This is a genomic window from Candidatus Peribacteria bacterium, assembly GCA_023038255.1.
GTDB lineage: Bacteria > Patescibacteriota > Gracilibacteria > Peribacterales > Peribacteraceae > CALREJ01.
The window spans coordinates 222,580-236,232 of the sequence record CP082927.1; the positions used below are offsets into that span (position 1 = coordinate 222,580).

15 protein-coding genes are annotated in these 13,653 nt (G+C 53.3%); 10 read left to right on the plus strand and 5 right to left on the minus strand.

Features of this window, described 5'->3' with window-relative positions; all coding sequences use genetic code 11:
* Positions 1-15: 15 nt before the first annotated feature.
* The gene (lysS, locus tag K8942_00980; protein ID UPA22770.1) at positions 16-2,172 is read right to left on the minus strand and encodes a lysine--tRNA ligase; all 2,157 of its coding nucleotides are present in this window, start codon (positions 2,170-2,172) and stop codon (positions 16-18) included.
* Between the two features lie 146 nt (positions 2,173-2,318).
* Between lysS and K8942_00985 the strand changes: the two genes are divergently transcribed.
* Together K8942_00985 and K8942_00990 are read left to right on the plus strand one after the other, a co-directional pair.
* The gene (locus tag K8942_00985; GenBank protein ID UPA22771.1) at positions 2,319-3,083 is read left to right on the plus strand and encodes a DsbA family protein; all 765 of its coding nucleotides are present in this window, start codon (positions 2,319-2,321) and stop codon (positions 3,081-3,083) included.
* Positions 3,084-3,158: 75 nt separating this feature from the next.
* On the plus strand, positions 3,159-4,601 hold the full coding sequence (locus K8942_00990) for an S-layer homology domain-containing protein (GenBank protein ID UPA22772.1): 1,443 nt from the start codon (positions 3,159-3,161) through the stop codon (positions 4,599-4,601).
* 65 nt (positions 4,602-4,666) lie between these two features.
* Here the strand turns inward: K8942_00990 and K8942_00995 are convergent, their stop codons facing one another.
* The gene (locus tag K8942_00995) at positions 4,667-5,068 is read right to left on the minus strand and encodes a hypothetical protein (GenBank protein UPA22773.1); all 402 of its coding nucleotides are present in this window, start codon (positions 5,066-5,068) and stop codon (positions 4,667-4,669) included.
* 719 nt (positions 5,069-5,787) lie between these two features.
* Here K8942_00995 and K8942_01000 point away from each other — a divergent pair.
* Entirely contained in the window at positions 5,788-6,099 is a 312-nt protein-coding gene (locus K8942_01000; GenBank protein ID UPA22774.1) for a hypothetical protein, read from the plus strand.
* Entirely contained in the window at positions 6,096-6,986 is an 891-nt protein-coding gene (locus K8942_01005; GenBank protein UPA22775.1) for a class I SAM-dependent methyltransferase, read from the plus strand. Before K8942_01000 ends, K8942_01005 begins: the two co-directional genes overlap by 4 nt.
* On the opposite strand, the gene K8942_01010 is transcribed toward K8942_01005, so the two are convergent.
* Positions 6,945-7,787, minus strand: coding sequence for an SDR family NAD(P)-dependent oxidoreductase (locus K8942_01010; protein UPA22776.1), 843 nt, complete (start codon positions 7,785-7,787; stop codon positions 6,945-6,947). The genes K8942_01005 and K8942_01010 overlap by 42 nt on opposite strands.
* A gap of 58 nt (positions 7,788-7,845) precedes the next feature.
* On the opposite strand from K8942_01010, the gene K8942_01015 reads away from it, so the two are divergent.
* Complete coding sequence (locus tag K8942_01015) at positions 7,846-8,979, plus strand: glycosyltransferase family 4 protein (protein ID UPA22777.1); 1,134 nt, start codon at positions 7,846-7,848, stop codon at positions 8,977-8,979.
* Here K8942_01015 and K8942_01020 read toward each other — a convergent pair.
* Positions 8,958-9,701 (minus strand): SGNH/GDSL hydrolase family protein, encoded by a 744-nt coding sequence (locus K8942_01020; protein UPA22778.1) that lies wholly within the window; start codon positions 9,699-9,701, stop codon positions 8,958-8,960. The genes K8942_01015 and K8942_01020 overlap by 22 nt on opposite strands.
* A complete protein-coding gene (locus tag K8942_01025) occupies positions 9,698-10,534 on the minus strand; it encodes a hypothetical protein (GenBank protein UPA22779.1) in 837 nt (278 codons plus the stop codon). Before K8942_01025 ends, K8942_01020 begins: the two co-directional genes overlap by 4 nt.
* A 208-nt stretch (positions 10,535-10,742) precedes the next feature.
* On the opposite strand from K8942_01025, the gene rplC reads away from it, so the two are divergent.
* Genes rplC through rpsS form a run of 5 tightly spaced genes read left to right on the plus strand, consistent with a single transcriptional unit; the run spans position 10,743 to position 13,620 of the window.
* On the plus strand, positions 10,743-11,345 hold the full coding sequence (rplC, locus tag K8942_01030) for a 50S ribosomal protein L3 (protein ID UPA22780.1): 603 nt from the start codon (positions 10,743-10,745) through the stop codon (positions 11,343-11,345).
* Between the two features lie 5 nt (positions 11,346-11,350).
* Complete coding sequence (rplD, locus tag K8942_01035; GenBank protein UPA22781.1) at positions 11,351-12,112, plus strand: 50S ribosomal protein L4; 762 nt, start codon at positions 11,351-11,353, stop codon at positions 12,110-12,112.
* Positions 12,113-12,120: 8 nt separating this feature from the next.
* Positions 12,121-12,420: a 50S ribosomal protein L23 gene (locus tag K8942_01040; GenBank protein UPA22782.1), complete on the plus strand. Its 300-nt coding sequence runs from the start codon at positions 12,121-12,123 to the stop codon at positions 12,418-12,420.
* 8 nt (positions 12,421-12,428) lie between these two features.
* On the plus strand, positions 12,429-13,277 hold the full coding sequence (rplB, locus tag K8942_01045; GenBank protein UPA22783.1) for a 50S ribosomal protein L2: 849 nt from the start codon (positions 12,429-12,431) through the stop codon (positions 13,275-13,277).
* A 40-nt stretch (positions 13,278-13,317) separates the two neighbouring features.
* Entirely contained in the window at positions 13,318-13,620 is a 303-nt protein-coding gene (rpsS, locus tag K8942_01050) for a 30S ribosomal protein S19 (protein UPA22784.1), read from the plus strand.
* Positions 13,621-13,653: the final 33 nt, after the last annotated feature.

The window sequence follows — 13,653 nt, forward strand, 5'->3', positions numbered from 1 at the left end:
AGGAGAGCCAGCATCTCAGAGCCCAAGCTCGCCTGCAACACCTTTCATAGCCTCCAGTGTGATTCCGATAAATTCATCCAGCGGCATCGGGATGAGTGTTTCGCACGCACTGATCTGTTCACGGCTGACCTGCGCGGCAAAGGCCTTGTCCTTCAACTTCTTCTTCACACTGCTGACTTCCACATCGGCAATCTGCTTGCTTGGGCGGACTTTGGTGACGGCAATGATGAATCCGGTGAGTTCATCCACACAGTAGAGACACTTTCGCAGCATAGTGCTGAGCGGATAGTCTTCGCCGTATTTGTCGGCATAGTGCGCGCGGATGTCTGCGAGCAGTTCAGCTGGCGCCTCAATAGTCGAGAGCAGGTGTTCCAACGTGTCACCACAGTGACGCGTATAGTCTTTATCAAGCTGGTCCCAGTCGAGGTCGTGGAGCATGCCTGCGACTTTCCATGTCTGTGCATCGCCGCCGAATTTTTTCGCGAGCGCTTCCATGGCAGCTCCGGTTGCAATCAGATGAGCCTTGGTCATGTCGGCATGTGTCTCAATCAGATTGCGTGCGGGTTCGAGGAGATGGCCGTAATCTGCATGTTGTAGAAGGTGGGATGACGAGGAAGACAAAGATGACGAGGAAGACGAGGAAGTAGCGGAATTTTCAGATTCGTTTTCATTCTTCGTACCCATTGTCATCTTCGTACTCTTCGTCTTCTTTTCTTCATCACTTTTCATCAGCGGGAACAACACCACATCCCTCAAATTGGTCTGCTGTGTGAGAAGGGCAACAATACGGTCAATGCCCATGCCAAGTCCGGAACACGGCGGACAGCCGTATTCGAGCGCCGTCACATAATCATCATCTTTACGGTGTGCATCAGCGTCTCCACCTGCGTTTGCTTTCGCCTGTTCCTCAAAGCGCTGCGCCTGATCTACCGGATCCACAAGTTCGCTGTAGGCATTCACAATTTCCCATCCACCGACGACGAGCTGGAATCTGTCGGTGATATTCGGGTTCTCATCATTTCTGCGTGCAAGCGGGGAGAGATCAATCGGGTGCTGCATGATGAACGTCGGCTGCGTGAGCGACGGGCGGCTGACTTTCTTGTAGAGCTGGTCAATCAGGTTGCCACGACCAAGGGCCTCCATGTTCACCTCCAGCTTGATGCCTTTTGACTTTATGGCTTCCCTCAGGGCTGAAGCAGAATCACAGGTTTCAAAATCAATGCCGCATGACTGGAGGATGGCTTCACGGAGGGTGAGGCGCGGCCAGCCAGCCTTGAAGTCGACTTCCACCAGATTGCCGTCGCGATCGGGGATTTTTACTTTTGTTGTGCCAAGCAGATCCTTCAGAAGCGTGGAGAGCATCTTCTCCGTAAAATCCATGTTCGCAGTGTAGTCCCAATAGGACGCGTAGTGCTCCACCATCGTAAAGTCCTGGAGGTGACTGGGGTCCAGGCCTTCATTGCGGAAAATGCGTCCGAGTTCAAATACACGGTCAAACCCTCCAATGAGACATTCTTTCAGGAACGTTTCCGGGGCAATGCGCAGGAACATATCGCTGTCATACGCTGCATGATGTGTCTTGAATGGAGTGGCCAGTGCGCCGGATGCGGCATTCACCAGCACCGGTGTTTCGACTTCCGTAAATCCTTCGCTCCAGTAGAACTGACGCAGGGCACGCACAAAGTCCGAGCGGAACTTGAAACGGTTAAAGGTCTCAGGATTAGAAGTCAGATCAAGGTAGCGCTGTCTCCATGCCGTCTCCTGATCTGCAATACCGTGCCATTTTTCCGGTGGCTGACGCAGTGCTTTGCTGAGCATCGTCCAGGTTGCGACCATCACGCTCGGTTCGCCTTTCTGCGTCGCAAAGCGTTTGCCGGTCACGCCAATAATATCGCCGAGGTCCAGAAGCTCGAGGACTTCCTTATATGCATCAGCACCAAGTTCGTCCTCGCGGAGCATCAGCTGCAGACGTCCGGTGTGGTCCTGCAGCGTCACAAACGCCATCTTTCCCATATCGCGGAGCAGCATGACGCGGCCGCAGACAGTCACCAGTGTCTCTTCTTTTTCCTCCCGTGCATCAGCCAATGTGTGCGTACGCGCGAATGTTGCTGCATAGGGTTGCAGGCCTTTTGCGCGGATCGCGTCTGCCTTTTTCTGTCGGAAGGAATCCATTGGGGATAGAGTAATGATTTTGCGCGAATAGGGGAAGGTCGAGATTGAGGTGTCCGACGGGGCCGATGTTGCCGAGGTATGACACATTTTTGCCTCCGACCCGTAAAATCTCTACTATCACATCCACATCAACTTCTTCCTCTCCTATGCGCACCGCTCTTCTCTCCCTCCTGACTCTCACATTTGCATTTCAGCCTGTCCTTGCGTCTGCCTACACCATCAAAAATGCAGAACGCCCATCCCGCAGAACACTTGTGAAAACCCAGCGTGAGCAGCATGCAAAAAATACGACACGCACTGTGCCGGCTCCGGAAAAAACTGTCACAACACCCTCGTCCTACAACAAAGTAGGCGACTATATGCCTGCCCTGCCTGCAACGGGCTATTCTCTCGGCGACGAAAAGGCGCCCATCACGGTTGTGGAATTTGTGGATTACGCCTGTCCGTTCTGTGCAACCTTTGCCACAAAAACACTTTCGACCATCCAGTCCCGCTACATCAAATCCGGCAAAGTGCGTTTTGTTTTCCGCAATTTCCCGCTTACGTATCATCCTGCTGCAACCGCAGCAGCCCAGGCCGTTGAGTGCAGCCGCGACCAGTCCGAATCGTACGCTCTCGAACTCCAGAAAAAATTCTTCGCAGAATCGTCAGACGATGACGGTCTCACGCAGGATGACGTCTACGCTGCGTTTGAATCTCTGAAGGGAATCGATACGGAAAAGATGTATTACTGTATTGATACCGAAGCCAAAGTCCCGCTCATCGAACAGGATATGCAGGATGCATCTGATGGCGGCATCGGCGGTGTTCCATCCTTCTGGGTCCTTGGCCCCAAGGGAAAAACCGTCCTCATGCAGGGCGCGCTTGATTTTGCTTCTTTCAAGAAAGTCTTCGATACGATTGGAAAGTAAGCGAAAATCAGGGCTACAGTGGACAAATAGCCGGCAAAAGGAGACAATGGCGCACTATTTCGTTTCTTTCCTTCTATGGTCGCCTTCCGCTCCATAACCGGCTCGATTCTGGCTGCAGCACTTTTACTCAGTGCGTCACCTGCTTCTGCCATTACCTATATTTCCACCCGTAGCAATACGGAGAATGCTGTGTCCTACGTCCAGCGCGAAGGATTCATGAACGGCTACGACAATGGATCGTTCGGTGAGAGAAACGTCGTCAACCGCGCCGAAATGGCGAAGGTGGTCACACTGATCGATAACGGCAATATCAACCGCTATAGCATGCGCTTGCCGTTCTACGATACCTCCAATACCGCCTGGTATACGCCTTATGTCATCTACGTGTATGGCAACGGATTCATGAGCGGATACCCGGATAACAGCTTCCGTCCGGATCATTCCATTACTTTTGCAGAAGCCGCAAAAGTGCTCGCACTTGCCTATAACCTCGATGCACGCACCACCTCTGGTGAATGGTACCAGGAATCCGTCCGCGCTCTTGCGGACCGCAACGCAATCCCGACCAGCATTGATTACGTGGAACAGACCCTCACACGCGGCGAACTTGCGGAGATTGTCTACCGTTTGGACAGCAACAACCGCAGCCGTTCCTCCCGCTCATACGAAGATCTTGTCGGTTCCAGCCGGTACGATTCCTATAATCGCTACAACCGCTATAGAACAACAACCTGCAACGGAGATGATGTGCAGATTTCCATCGAGAGCGATTCCCGCGGCGTCGGCCCGGGCGATACGCTCCGCTACACCATTGAAGTTGAAAACTGTAACGACGATGACCAGCTGATCGACGTCACCGCAAATATCGACAGCCAGACGTCCTACCTGTCTTCCTCCCCGGAATCCAATTCCCGCTACACAGACCGTCTCGAATGGCGCAATCTCCGCATCCGCAGAGGAGACACTTACACGATCACCCTGAGTGTTAGTGTCCGTTCGTTTGCAGGCGTGGATGACCGTATTGATCTGAGTGTCCGTGCAGAAGATGAAGACGGCGACGCGACAGGCTTCTCCAAGGCCATCTACCTGTCCGAGGACCAGAACTGCTGGCGCGATGCCCGTGGCGTCTACCGCTGCGACGATGATGATGACTGTTACTACTCCAATGGTCGCTACCACTGTGATGATTATGACAATGATGACGATTGCTACTACGACGCAAACAATCGTTACCGCTGCGATGACGATTATTACGATGATTACAACGATGATGATGATTGTTACTACTCCAATGGTCGCTACCACTGTGATGATTATGACAATGATGACAACGACGATTGCTACTACGATGCAAACAATCATTACCGCTGTGATGACGATTACTATGACGACTACAACGATGACGATAACGACTGTTACTACGATTCCAATGGTCGCTACCGCTGTGATGACGATTACTACGATGACTACAATGATGATTGTTACTACGACTCCCGCAACAACTACATCTGTTACTAAGATCCCGTTCTACAAAAAAGAGGGCACCTGCGGATAGCAAGGGGCCCTCTTTTTCTATCTGCTGATTACGCAGCTGTCGCAGTTTTTGCTGCTTCTTTTACTTTCTCTACAGAGTCTGTGGTTTTCTTCTGCAGCTTCTTGGCACTGTGCTCCACTTCTTTCTTGGCGCCGACCGCCTCATTGACCGCTGCTTTTGCATGCTTGCCTGCGCGGTAGAAACGCTTGCCAAGCTTCTTGCCGGTCTTGCTCATTTCTTCCGTGAGCCAGTTATGCACCGCTGCTTTCTTGATGGAACTTGCAACGTCCGCCGCATCTTTCTGTGCTTCTTCCTTCAGAAGTTCCAAAGCATCCTGTGCATTCTCTGCACTGAGCATTCTCTTTCGCAAAGTCGGACGGTTATACAGGTATGTCCCGACGGCACTGGCCGTCCCGAGTACGCCGATGGTGAGAGCTGTGCGCGCGCGCATAGGAAGGTGGGGGAGGGGATGTATCATCTGTGACGCGCAGTCCGCATGATTCTTACAACTCATGAATCATCATGTATACAAAAAGTATTCAAAGAGAAGAATATTGCTGTACCGCTACAGCTGTATTGTGGCTGCACAGAGAGGTAAAAATGAACAGGATAGTTTTCATACTCTGCAGATTCTCCTGCCGTTGACTCATTGCAGACTCGTTCTACAATCTGCCTAACGCATTCCCCACCGGAATGCATCAGGTGATTTTTGGAAACATCGGACGTGAATACATAAATTGATCAATAGGTCGTAGCATCCTGTGGGCCACGGTTCCCAGAATGCTACGACTTCTGATCTAGACAGAAGAGACGGGCGCGTGAATGCCCATGTGGGCTGTTTCCCTCTTTTTTTGCGCCGCTGTACTGCGGGCAACACCAAAAGGAACTACGCGATGCAGAACTTGTACGACTCCTCACCCCCGAATTTCGCTGAAGAATCCCACGAAGCAGGCCATCGAACCGCGAAGACGACCCCCGAGAGCGGCGGCAATCAAGCCAACTTGTTCTCCGTGATCTCGTAACCCGGGTGCCGAAACATGATCAGAGCCCCTCCGTTCAAAAAGTTTATTGTACGATAACCACGTTCGATCCAACCAAATTACCGCTTTTCACCGCCAGCTCCTCTCCAGGGGTTGGCGGTATTTTTATGTATGTCTGTATACTTCCCCCATGTCCCTCCGCACCTTTTTCCGTCCCACCCCGTGGACGGTCTCTATCAGCATCGTTCTTACTCTTCTTGCAGCTGTTGTGCTCTACGTTACGCTCATCTGCGCCCTTAATGGGAGCAGCGGCTGTCAGACGCCGCTCGCGTTGCAGGTTTTCATGATCGTCGCTGTCTGGCCAACAGTCATCGTCTTTCGTTTGCTCAACGGGATTGTCGATAGTGGCCTCATCGGCATCATCGGTGTTGTGCTCTCAGGACTCTGGATCTATACAGTGGTCTGTGCGGTGCGGGCTCTTGCCCATCTGCGCCGTTCATGAGTGCCGTGCTTCATCATGATGCGTGTCCGCTCTGCGATGGATCAATGCTGATTCCCGCATTCGAATGCCGCGATGATCTGGTCTCACACGAAACATTCACGATTGTCCGCTGCAGTGAGTGCGGCTTTCTTGTGACGCAGGATGCACCGGCGGAAGAGGAGATCGGTCGCTATTACACAAGCAGTGACTACATGCCACACGATATAAAACATGCAGGATTCATGAGAGCCATCAACACTATCCGCCGTCTCCTGCGTCTTCCCAAAAAACGCCGCCTGATTCAGCGTGTCACAGGCAGAAAAACCGGCCGCCTGCTCGATATCGGATGCGGCAACGGCGAGTTTGCACTGATGATGAAAAATGCCGGATGGGAAGTAAGCGCCACTGAAAGCAATGATGCAATGCGACAACATTGCACCGCTCTCGGCATCGACTGCAGATCCATCACCGCCATACACGACATTCCATCTGCAACATTCGATGTCATCACGCTCTGGCATGTGCTGGAACATGTGCACGATCTGCACGGCACTATGGCTCATATCCGCAGATTGATCGCAGAAGACGGCCGCATCATTATTGCAGTGCCCAACATCGGCGGGCCGCTCATGCGGTTTTATGGCATCCACGATGTCCCGCGTCACCTGTGGCATTTCCGTCCGGAAACACTCACACACCTGGCAGAAAAACACGGATTTGAAGTGGGGTCTATCCGGCCACTCTTTCTGGATGCGCTCTATATGGGTCTCTACTACGAACGTCTGTTACAAGGTATCGCTTTGCGCGGCATCCTGATCGGCATTATTGATGTGCTCTACGGCCTCATCCGCCCGCGCCATGCAGCATCACTCGTCTACGTGCTGCGCCCGGTCGCTTCTACCGAGTGAACGGTAGCGCCTGCGTAAGAGCCTGATAGCAAGAGACGGCCAGACTGCATGGAGCAGTGCAAAGGCGCGCAGAGAGAATCCGCGTGAGACCGGATAACGGATTTTTGAACGGCCATCTGTTGCGGCACGGAAAATGACCTCTGCCACATCGCGCGCCTGCAGCCACCACCCTGACGCATCCGTCATCTTTTTATATGCATCGTAATCCGCTGAATGCTCGTATGTTTTTTCGATCTTTGCTGCTTTCGCAAAAAATGCGGTGTCGATTTTATTGTACGGCTCAATCAGTTTTACACGGATTCCTTTGGGAGAAAGTTCATAGCAGAGCGACTCCATCCATCCTTCCACAGCCCATTTACTTGCAGCATAGACACTGTGATACGCAAGTCCCGCCCTCCCCGCAAACGAACTGATCGTCATCAAAACACCCGGATCGGTATTGGTGCGCAGAGCTATCCACGCTTTCGTCACGCGCATGGTCCCAAGCACATTGGTCCGCAGAATCCCCTCTATATCCGCATCTTTCATCTTTTCAAACGGCAACCGCACGCCCCATCCCGCATTATTCACAAGCACCGACGGAATCTGGTCGTCTTGCTGGAGTGTGGCAAAACACACATCAATCGATACAGGGTCATCAATATCCATCGTCATTCCTTTTATACGCGGATGATCCGGGTGACCACTTCCATCTCTGGTGCAGGCAATCACCTCCCAGCCGCGCTCCGCAAAAAGCAGAGCCGTCTCATGTCCAATCCCCGATGAGGTGCCGGTAATCAGGACGGAGTGTAACGAAGACATATCTCAAGTCTATCGTCCCTCTGCCTTCCGCGTACAGCTGCTATAGTGGCCGTCCATTATGCGCATTCTGGTCGTGAACCATCGGGACAGTACGCATCCGCAGGCGGGGGGACTGGAGCAAATTGTGCACCAGACCGGAAAATACTGGGTGCAGTGGGGACATGAGGTGGATGTGCTCTGTGCAGGATTTGCAGGAAGTGTCCGTGAGGAAAAAATTGATGGCATGCGCTTCATCCGCGGGCCGTCCGAATATTTCTTTCACTGGTGGGCGCCGTTCAAAGTCCGCCGGATGGATCCAAAGCGGTACGATGTGATCCTTGAATACATCAGCAAAGTGCCGTGTCTGACCCCTTTTGCTGCGGGGACAACGCCTGTTGCGGTCATGATTCCGCATCTCTTCGGCCGGACAATCTTCGAAGAATTATCAGTGCCCGCCAGCCTCGCGTGGATTGCGTACGAAAAAATGATCCCGTCCGTCTACCGCCGGTCACACTTCTGGGTGAACTCGCAGAGCACTGCGCGCGATCTCGCTGTACGCAGCATCCCACCGGAAAAAATCAGCGTGATCTATGCCGGTCTGCCGCCGGAATTATTCGTCCCAGATCCTCAGACAACAAAAACGCCGTATCCGAGCCTCATCTATATCGGCCGTCTCAAGCGCTACAAGCACATTGATCATATTCTCGATGCACTGACCCATCTTCTGATCCGTTTCCCGGATCTGCGACTCCGGATTGTGGGAAGGGGGGATGCGGAGACACAGTTGCGTACGCTTGCGGTGACACTCGGTATCAGTCATGCCGTGGATGTGTGTGGCTATGTGGATGAAGCCGGAAAGAAAAAGCTGCTCCAGGAATCGTGGGTGGCGGTGCAGACATCGTCCAATGAAGGATGGGGACTTGCCGTCACCGAAGCCGGTGCCTGCAGTGTGCCGACGGTCGCGAGTGATTCCCCGGGACTCCGGGAATCCGTCCGCGACGGGGAGACCGGCTATGTTGTTCCGCATGGCGATACACACGCACTTGCTGCAAAAATTGAAGATCTCCTTCTTCATTCCGACCGCCGCGCTGCTATGGGCAGTGCCGCCCGGATATTTGCGTCGCAGTTTTCATGGGAGATGACCGCACGCAATGCCCTGGCATTCTTGCAGACAGTGAGCGTAGAGCAGTCTCACGCATCCCCGAAGGTCTGACGCAGACATTGCCGCATACCCCGTGGGTCCTTGATGTGCGTTTTGCCATCAGAGAGGGGATAGATCAGCATGCCGTCCGTGTCTTTATACCGGCTGTAAGTATCGATATAGGGAAGGCCGTGCAGAGCTGCCAGTGATTGCAGCTGTTGATTGAGTCTGTACGTGTAGCGCGACCGCTCTTCATCTGTGCCCTGTGGCCGGAACACTCTGAAATCCTCCAGATAGTGTGCCCGTGCAGGTGGTGTCACACTCATAATCACTATTGTCACTCCATCCATTTGCGCTCTGAGGATCGACTCTATATAGGAGCTCGCAAGCGTAGTGATCACCTCTTCTTCTGTTCGTCCTGTTTCTATCTGCTTTTTGATGTGACAACGGCAATCGATTTCCCCGAATGACAGGCAGATCGTATCACCTGTTCGCAGCAGTCTTTGCGGCCACAGGAAAGACTGTGTCGAAAAAAGCGCAAACGGCGTGAGTCCATCCCGTCCGATCCGATGCATGGTGACCGGTCCCAAAGGCAGACGGATGATGGACGGCAGTGTGCGGAACGTAAAATCCGCATGACTGTCTCCAATGGAAAAAGTAATCGCCTTTCCACGCAGCCGACGCAGGATGCAGTATAACCGCATCAGTGGATGACCGAATGTGACGCCGGGCAGATAGGCAGCCGTGACAGACCACCAGTGCAGACGCCGCAGGAGAGGGGAGAGATACGTCATATTTCTTCTGCAGATAAACGTATGGGGAATGCACCAGCTGAGCGCAGCAGAAAGAGGCGCAGTGGTTCATAGTGGTACGCAGCTCCGGATGTGGCAAAGTGGCTGCCCACCAGATCATCACGCACAAAAAATGCATTCCCGCCGCTAAAGTTGCAGCCGACGAGCGTGTAGCCTTTTTCTTTCCCGAGTTTTTCCAGAGAGGACAGGCTCGCGCCGTAGTACGTGTCGCGTGTCCAGACATGCGCCGGATTTTCTTTCATGATCCACTCGACCGGAGGTCTGTGCAGTGCATTGTATTCAATGACGACGACCCGCGGCCGCTTGTGCACGATGCTCTTCCACAGCCAGTAATCATTGCCGTCAGTATCAATGGAGAGCAGATCCGGTTCATCATCCACGCCGGACTGCACGAGGAGGCCATCAAATGTCTGCGCAGTCGCGGCTGTGTGTATCACTATCAATTTTTTTCCGCTGATGGCGTCCGCATGTGCGCGGCGGATGCTGCGGCAGGAGCGGGGATTGCTCTCGATCCAAAGGCCGGTCCATCCCTGCAGGAGGAGATACAAGGAGTTGCATTGGTACCCATTCCCAACGCCGCATTCCACAAAGACGCGGTTTGTCACACCAATGCGCCGGAAAATTTCTGCAATGATGCCGTCTTCGCCGCTTTGCGAGTAGGCCTGGAATTCAAAGCGATTTAAGCGTTTTGGATCGCTGTATACAGGATTATCGAAGAGGTGTTCTTTTCTATATGCATCAATCCGGGCGTCTTTTCTGGCCCGCAGACGTGCTATGAGCGGAAAGCGGGCGAAAGTTCTTGCAAACGGGAGCATGGTTCTGAGTGTAGGCATTTTGTCTCTTCTTTTATAGTGTCCTGTTCTGGCGTCCATTGATTCCTGCAGAAAGCTGCAAAATACATTTGACTCTTCGGGGAAAGGTTTCTAAACTCCCCCCACTTTCTCCTCGCTTACGTTCGAGGCCGCCTTTACGTCGCCCCCAAAGCGCTAAACAAGCAGCCCAGAGGAACCTCCAAGCACTCCTATGATTGGTCTCATCGCCAAAAAGATCGGTATGTCACGCGCTTTCCTCGCCACAGGTGAGGCAGTGGCTGTCACATATCTTGAAATTCAGCCGAACACCGTTGTTCGCACAAAAACCAAGGATAAAGACGGTTACGATGCCGTTGTCCTCGGAATCGGTGCAAAGCAGTGGAAGAGCCGCAAGGGTGCTGAACACACCCGCTATTCCGTACAGAAAGAGTTCCAGGTGGAATCTCTGGATGGTATGGAAGCCGGCAAATTGCTGAATGTTGACATTTTGCCGACAGAAAGCATGGTCAGCGTCGAAGGAATCAGCAAAGGAAAAGGATTCGCCGGTGTTATGAAGCGCCACGGGTTCCACGGAGGACCGAAGTCCCATGGTTCCCACTTCAAGCGCGAACCGGGTTCCATCGGTATGCGTACCTGGCCTGGACGTATCTTTAAAGGAAAGCGAATGGCCGGACACATGGGTCTCGAAAAGATGACCATCAAGCACCGTCCGGTGATTATCAATGATGCATCCAAGAATCTGATTGCCATCAAGGGTCCTGTTCCGGGTCCGAATGGCACGCACGTGTTCCTTACTCTCGAACAATCCAAGTAATTTTTATGACTATTGATGTTTTCTCCGCTACCGGCTCCAAAGTGAAGACTCTGGAATTGCCCGCATCCCTCTTCGGAGGCGACGTCAACTGGGGTCTCATGCACCAGGCTGTCACTATGCAGCAGGCAAACCGCCGCCAGTCTCCCGCTCACGTCAAAACACAGAGCGAAGTGCAGGGTTCCACACGCAAGATCCGCGCCCAGAAGCACACAGGAGGCGCCCGCCACGGTGCTATCCGTAACCCGCTTATGCGCGGAGGAGGAAAGCTCTTCGGTCCGAGAAACATCATGAACCGTGACCAGGATATGCCGAAGAAAATGCGTCACGCTGCACTGCGCAGCTGTCTCGCCGCTCAGGCAGAAAAGGGTGCAATCGTTGCAATCGAAAGCTTCCCGGACACTATCAAGACGAAGACATTGACCGATCTGCTCAAGAAGATGCCCGTTGAATACGGACGCAAGATCCTCATTGTAAGCCCGGCTGAGCACAAGGCTCTCCAGCTCTCCGCCCGCAACATTGCTGCCGTTGAAACCGTCCGCGCGTCCTATCTGAACGCTGAGGAGGTGCTCCAGGCACGTCACATTGTCTTCCTGGTGGATGCAATCGACGAAGCAGACAAGGTCTTTGGAAAGAAAGAGACTGTTGCAAACACAACCAAGAAGGAGATTGTTGAAAAGAAGCCGCGTGCTGTGACAGGTAAAGTCATCGGTAAGAAAGCAGCAGCCCGCAAGGCCGCCGCTGAAAAATCCTCTACCAAGAAATCCTAACCCCTCTCATGGATATCTCCCGCATCATCCTCGGCCCGATTGTTACAGAGAAAGCGGAACGCATGAAAACGTCCCGTAACTACACGCTGAAAGTCTGGAACAACGCAACGAAGATCGACGTGAAGGCCGCTCTCAAGAAGTTCTACAACGTTGATGTCGCGTCTATCCGTGTTATGCGCACCACCACCAAGTCCCGTGCTCTCGGAGCCGGACGCGTGATGGTCAAGCGCAGCCCGTCCAAGCGTATGATGGTGACTCTCACCGAAAAAAGCCCTGCTCTCGATTTCTCCAAATTTAAAGCCTCCTAATTCAACCCATGCCGCTCAAGAAGCTTAAACCAACGACCTCTGCACGACGCGCGTACACCGTCGCGGACTTCTCTGAGCTGACAAAAGTTCGTCCGGAGAAGGGTCTCACCAAAGGCAAGAAGCGCATCTCCGGCCGCGACAACCGCGGACGCATCGCTATCCGCCGCCGCGGTGGAGGCCACAAGAAACTGCTCCGCGATATCGACTTCCGCCAGATTGATAAGGCAGGAGTCCCGGGAACAGTCGCGTCCCTCGAATATGATCCAAACCGCACTGCGTATATCGCTCTCGTGAGCTATGCAGATGGTGAGAAGCGCTACGTTATTGCACCGCAGACCATGAAAGTCGGTGACAGTATCGTCTCCGGTGAGCGCACCAAGGTGAAAGTCGGTAACCGCATGCAACTCCAGTACATTCCGGTCGGATATAAGGTCCACAACGTGGAAATGCGTCCGGGACAGGGAGGTCAGATTGTCCGCTCTGCAGGAACATCCGCAACACTCGTCGGCTTCGACGGCAACTTTGCCCTCATCGAACTGCCATCCAGCGAAATGCGCAAAGTGCAGAAGGAGTGCAGTGCAACCATCGGTATCGTCTCCAACCCTGAACACAGCCTTATCAGCTGGGGAAAGGCAGGACGTATGCGCTGGCGCGGTATTCGCCCGCATGTGCTTGGTAAGGCGATGAACGCCGTTGATCACCCGCACGGAGGAGGAGAAGGTCACAACTCCATCGGTCTCAAGGCCCCGAAGACAAAGTGGGGAAAGAAGGCCCTTGGTGTCAAAACCCGCAAGCGCAAGCTCAAGAGCAGCGACCTTATCGTTCGCCGCCGCGTGAAGAAGAACAAGAAGAAATAATCCCCCTTAGAACCCACTCTCACTCTTATTCTCACCTCTTATGTCCAGATCTCTCAGCAAAGGCCCCTACATCGATGAGCGCCTGCTCGGTAAAGTGATGGCTCAGATCGCCAAAGGCGAGAAGAAGATCATCAAGACCTGGGCTCGCGGTTGCGACATCCCGCCTGAGTTCGTCGGATTCACCTTCGCTGTCCATAACGGCAAGGAATTCCTCCCCGTCTACGTCACAGAACAGATGGTTGGTCACAAGCTCGGAGAGTTCTCCTGGACCACAAAGTTCAAGGGTCACGGAGGAAAGATGGCCGCCGCTCCTGCTCCAGGCAAGTCACCCGCTAAGAAATAATCCCTCTACATCTCACCTCTCAATCTCAATCTC

Bases quoted from the DNA above. Each gene is read 5' to 3' on its own strand.
- K8942_00990 (UPA22772.1), top strand. From the start codon at position 3,159: ATGGTCGCCTTCCGCTCCATAACCGGCTCGATTCTGGCTGCAGCACTT.
- lysS (UPA22770.1), bottom strand. From the start codon at position 2,172: ATGGATTCCTTCCGACAGAAAAAGGCAGACGCGATCCGCGCAAAAGGC.
- K8942_01015 (UPA22777.1), top strand. From the start codon at position 7,846: ATGCGCATTCTGGTCGTGAACCATCGGGACAGTACGCATCCGCAGGCG.
- rplD (UPA22781.1), top strand. From the start codon at position 11,351: ATGACTATTGATGTTTTCTCCGCTACCGGCTCCAAAGTGAAGACTCTG.
- rplC (UPA22780.1), top strand. From the start codon at position 10,743: ATGATTGGTCTCATCGCCAAAAAGATCGGTATGTCACGCGCTTTCCTC.
- K8942_01020 (UPA22778.1), bottom strand. From the start codon at position 9,701: ATGACGTATCTCTCCCCTCTCCTGCGGCGTCTGCACTGGTGGTCTGTC.
- K8942_01000 (UPA22774.1), top strand. From the start codon at position 5,788: ATGTCCCTCCGCACCTTTTTCCGTCCCACCCCGTGGACGGTCTCTATC.
- K8942_01005 (UPA22775.1), top strand. From the start codon at position 6,096: ATGAGTGCCGTGCTTCATCATGATGCGTGTCCGCTCTGCGATGGATCA.
- rpsS (UPA22784.1), top strand. From the start codon at position 13,318: ATGTCCAGATCTCTCAGCAAAGGCCCCTACATCGATGAGCGCCTGCTC.
- rplB (UPA22783.1), top strand. From the start codon at position 12,429: ATGCCGCTCAAGAAGCTTAAACCAACGACCTCTGCACGACGCGCGTAC.
- K8942_00985 (UPA22771.1), top strand. From the start codon at position 2,319: ATGCGCACCGCTCTTCTCTCCCTCCTGACTCTCACATTTGCATTTCAG.
- K8942_01040 (UPA22782.1), top strand. From the start codon at position 12,121: ATGGATATCTCCCGCATCATCCTCGGCCCGATTGTTACAGAGAAAGCG.
- K8942_00995 (UPA22773.1), bottom strand. From the start codon at position 5,068: ATGCGCGCGCGCACAGCTCTCACCATCGGCGTACTCGGGACGGCCAGT.
- K8942_01025 (UPA22779.1), bottom strand. From the start codon at position 10,534: ATGCTCCCGTTTGCAAGAACTTTCGCCCGCTTTCCGCTCATAGCACGT.
- K8942_01010 (UPA22776.1), bottom strand. From the start codon at position 7,787: ATGTCTTCGTTACACTCCGTCCTGATTACCGGCACCTCATCGGGGATT.